General features: G+C 46.6%; 6 protein-coding genes and 1 other RNA gene. 4 read left to right on the top strand and 3 right to left on the bottom strand.

What is annotated here, in order from left to right; all coding sequences use genetic code 11:
• From ACJMM4_RS00335 to ACJMM4_RS00350, 4 genes are all read left to right on the top strand, one after another.
• A partial coding sequence (locus ACJMM4_RS00335) for an SsrA-binding protein (protein WP_405382499.1) occupies positions 1-184 on the top strand: 184 nt, incomplete at its 5' end.
• A gap of 4 nt (positions 185-188) precedes the next feature.
• Positions 189-728 carry a peptidylprolyl isomerase gene (locus tag ACJMM4_RS00340; RefSeq protein ID WP_405382501.1) on the top strand — a complete coding sequence of 180 codons (540 nt, stop codon included), beginning with the start codon at positions 189-191 and terminating at the stop codon, positions 726-728.
• A gap of 88 nt (positions 729-816) precedes the next feature.
• Positions 817-1164: a transfer-messenger RNA gene (ssrA, locus tag ACJMM4_RS00345) on the top strand.
• A gap of 132 nt (positions 1165-1296) precedes the next feature.
• Entirely contained in the window at positions 1297-1980 is a 684-nt protein-coding gene (locus ACJMM4_RS00350; RefSeq protein ID WP_405382503.1) for a hypothetical protein, read from the top strand.
• A gap of 141 nt (positions 1981-2121) precedes the next feature.
• On the opposite strand, the gene ACJMM4_RS00355 is transcribed toward ACJMM4_RS00350, so the two are convergent.
• Genes ACJMM4_RS00355 through ACJMM4_RS00365 form a run of 3 tightly spaced genes read right to left on the bottom strand, consistent with a single transcriptional unit; the run spans position 2122 to position 3539 of the window.
• A complete protein-coding gene (locus ACJMM4_RS00355) occupies positions 2122-2391 on the bottom strand; it encodes a hypothetical protein (protein ID WP_405382505.1) in 270 nt (89 codons plus the stop codon).
• A gap of 2 nt (positions 2392-2393) precedes the next feature.
• Positions 2394-3041, bottom strand: a complete 648-nt coding sequence (locus ACJMM4_RS00360; protein WP_405382507.1) for a hypothetical protein — start codon at positions 3039-3041, stop codon at positions 2394-2396.
• Positions 3042-3065: 24 nt separating this feature from the next.
• On the bottom strand, positions 3066-3539 hold the full coding sequence (locus ACJMM4_RS00365) for a hypothetical protein (protein ID WP_405382509.1): 474 nt from the start codon (positions 3537-3539) through the stop codon (positions 3066-3068).
• Between the last annotated feature and the right edge of the window lie 130 nt (positions 3540-3669).

Genomic DNA, 3669 nt, shown 5'->3' on the forward strand with positions numbered 1-3669 from the left:
GCTCTTCGGCAAGGTCAAGCAGGACGGCTACTCCCTGATCCCTCTTTCGGTTTACCTGAAAGGCAGCCGGGTGAAGGTGAAGGTTGGCCTGTGCAAGGGCAAAAAGCTTTACGACAAAAGACAAGCCGCGGCTGAAAAAGACGCCAAGCGTCAGATCGACCGGGCTATGAAGGAGAGATATTAACACTATGGCAAATCCTACTTTTAAGATCACCATGGAAAACGGCGGCGTCATTGAGGGCGAGCTGTACCCCGAGAAGGCTCCCCAGAGCGTTTACAACTTCATCGATCTGTGCAATCATAATTTCTACGACGGTCTGATCTTCCACCGTGTCATCCCTGGCTTCATGATCCAGGGCGGCTGTCCCGAGGGCACTGGCATGGGCGGCCCCGGCTACTGCATCAAGGGCGAATTCTTCTACAACGGCGTCAAAAATGAATTGAAGCATAAGCGCGGCGTTCTGTCCATGGCCCGTTCTCAGAGCCCCAACTCCGCCGGCTCCCAGTTCTTCATCATGCACGAGGATGCCAAGCATCTGGACGGCCAGTACGCTGCTTTTGGCAAGGTCACTTCCGGCATGGATGTGGTAGACGCCATCGCTGCCGTCAAGACCGACCGCATGGACCGCCCCCAGACTGAACAGAAGATCGCTTCCATTACCGTGGATACCAAGGGCGAGACCTATCCCGAACCCAAGAAGCTGCGTGATCCCTACGGACGGTTCTGACAAATAGATACAAGATAGAAGATATGAGATATAAGATACCTAAAAGTATCTTATATCTTGTATCTCATATCTTATAACTCACTCATCCGGGGCCGTACTGGTTTCGACGGGGGTAGTGAGGCTGGATAAGCGGGTCGTGGCACCTGACCACGATAAAACGGGTACTTTTTAAATTTAACTGACAACAATTCTGTTGCTCTGGCTGCCTAATTAGGCGCCCATCCGCCCCGGAAGGTCCACGAGCCGGGCTCGGGTGTGATCTGAGTGGAGACCGTGCGTGCGCAAAGCTTTGAGCGCACCATGCATCATGAAGCTACTGACACGCTGAGGGTGTTTGTTCCCGCTGCGTGGAGGGAATGTAAATAACAAACTGCACCCGGAGAAGTTCCTTCCAAGTTGCTTTCGGACAGGGGTTCGATTCCCCTCGGCTCCACCACAAGGGTATTAAACAAACCTTATTTCTTCAAAGGTGGCTTTGCCATCGTGGTTTGGCTTTAATACCGCATAGAAAAAGGGGGTAGTTTTCTACTCCCTTTTCTGCTATATTTTAATTAAAGGGGGTGAATGTATGGCTAAGTGTTCAATATGCGGAAAGCGTGGTATCTTCCTAAAAATTGATAAATATGGTCGTTGTTCAGCCTGTGCAAATAAGACTGCTAACAGAACATTAACAGCAGAAGAATTAGTTGAGCGGGTGCATCCCGAATTTAAGAAAACTAAATCCGATTTAGAGCATCAAGAAAAGCTGCTTACATCTGTTTGGGAAGCACGGGAACAATACAAAACTGATAATGACATTGATAAGCTGATTAGTGTCTATGAGTATGCGCTAATTACATCAAAGCCACCATTAAAGTCCGATACTCACACTATGTACCTTGCTGATCTTTACATAAAAAGTGGTCAGAATAATAAGGCATGGGGCTATCTTAATAGTATTTTGTTTTCTCATAGTGAATTAACCGGGAAAATTCGTTATGCACAGTGCAAGGTACTTAAAAAAGAAAAGAAATATGTCGATGCAATGCAAATGCTTATGTTGAGCTATTTGTTTAACTCCAAATGGAATAATACTTTTCGTGATACCGCTTTTGTCAAAGATGCAACCCCTATTGCTAACAAGCTAAAATGGGATAGTGAAAAAATTGACATTCTTTCTCAAATTATCAGCAATCAAGTCAAACGAAAAAATTACGATGAGGGTGCATTGATCAAATCTTTCCAAAAGGCTTTATCTCAGTTTGGTTTATGAACATACAAAAGACGGTTTTCCAATCACGGAAAGCCGCCTTTTTTCTTTGTTTTGGCATGAGAAAACCGCCCAGCGATTGCCGGACGGCTTCCCTTTATAAAGGAGAAATTCTATGTCTACCCTACAGGGGGACAAGTGATTTTATTCGGCTTCTTTTCTTTTCTGAAAAGCCGCCTGTGCTTCAATTCTGCGCCTACGGTTTTCCTTTGCCTGTTGCGCATTGTAAAAAGCATCTAAAGACAATTCCGCTTTTCGCCGGTCTGCTTGATACTGACGCTGCCGCTGTTTCTTTTGCTCACGAAAACAAGCGTCCGCTCCGGTGCATTCCTCTTTTGTACAGAATAGGCATATAGCGGCATTTTCACGCTCATTTTCTGCGGCTCGTTTTAAGTGCTTTTCACTTACTGCCATGATCAGAAATTTTCCCGAATATTGGCGGTCATTTCGTCCCACTTGGGAATAAGGTAGGTACGGCGCAAGCTACGATCAAGGGCATCTGCCATACTGTCAAAAGCCTGCATATAATGTCTGCCGTCCAAACCTCTGCCCTTGTTTGCCACATAGCGCAGCTGCCGGGCGGTATCATCGTCCTTTGCATTTGCCGCTGCCGTTTCTGCTGCCTGTGCGATCAGTCTGCACATGGTAGCGTTGTCCCCATGGTTTGCAACTTCAAAAAGACGGTCATATTCGGCGGGCTTTAGAATACCGCTTTTCAGCAGTTCCATAGTGTTTGCATCAATGGCTTTGGGGTCTGCTGCGTAAAAGTCCGTTACTGCCTTTTCAAGTGCGCTGCGAATCTTCGCCACTTCCGCACGGGTCTGATCAGGCAAGCTACGGCTCAACTTGTCATAGGCTTCCTTTGCTTCATGGTAATTCGCTTCGGCTCTTGCAGCCTTGGCAATAGTGGCAGCATCTGCATTCCACACGCCACGGGCGGGACGCTTGTTTGCGTTGTACTTGCTTTCAGCATCCTTGTAGGCGGCTTCTGCCTTGCCGATCTGCTCAAAAGAAGTCTGTGCAATGTCGTTTACCTGCTGTACAAAAGTGTTAAATCTGCTCATTATAAGTACCTCATTTCATAAAAATTATTTGTTGATTGTTGACGCTGCAAGCCGGACAATGGCGCAGCCTTTGTTATACAGAGCGCATCCCTTACAATGCCCATAAATCGAAAACGGACATTTTCTGTTATCCTTTGCGGGTGCTTCTTCGATTTCCACGCCGGAAGCATCGGCAATGGTAGCAAGGGCGCATTTGCCATTCGCAAAGATTTTACAGCCCTCACGCTTACAAGTGGTATTGCATCCATTCGCAAATGGGCAGCTTTTAGGCTCTGGACGGTTCTTTGCTGCTTCCATAGCTTCAGCCTTGCGCCGTTCCTCTGCTTCTTTCTTGCGTTTGTGATAGTCTGCAAGTTGGCTTTGTGGGATTTCGATACCGTCAATACGAACCATAAGTTCATATTCTTTAATTTTGCCGATCATGCGGAAGCGTTCGCCCGTTTTCGGGTCTACTTGCCATTCGGTCGGCTCTAATTCTTTGTCTTTAATTCGCTGCATTTTCGTCTTTCCTGCCTTCTACTTAAAATTAGTTCTATAATCTTAATTAGCCCCGTCGCCATTTGCAAAGATATGATTTGCTATAACGTCGAAGTAAAATAGCGGTTTGCGGTCGCAATGGTCTTTGTAA

The organism is Phascolarctobacterium sp. (assembly GCF_045124115.1).
Lineage (GTDB): Bacteria > Bacillota > Negativicutes > Acidaminococcales > Acidaminococcaceae > Phascolarctobacterium_A.

Excerpts from the sequence above, each read along its gene's own strand:
- ACJMM4_RS00350 (WP_405382503.1), top strand. The coding sequence starts at position 1,297 with ATGGCTAAGTGTTCAATATGCGGAAAGCGTGGTATCTTCCTAAAAATT.
- ACJMM4_RS00360 (WP_405382507.1), bottom strand. The coding sequence starts at position 3,041 with ATGAGCAGATTTAACACTTTTGTACAGCAGGTAAACGACATTGCACAG.
- ACJMM4_RS00365 (WP_405382509.1), bottom strand. The coding sequence starts at position 3,539 with ATGCAGCGAATTAAAGACAAAGAATTAGAGCCGACCGAATGGCAAGTA.
- ACJMM4_RS00340 (WP_405382501.1), top strand. The coding sequence starts at position 189 with ATGGCAAATCCTACTTTTAAGATCACCATGGAAAACGGCGGCGTCATT.
- ACJMM4_RS00355 (WP_405382505.1), bottom strand. The coding sequence starts at position 2,391 with ATGGCAGTAAGTGAAAAGCACTTAAAACGAGCCGCAGAAAATGAGCGT.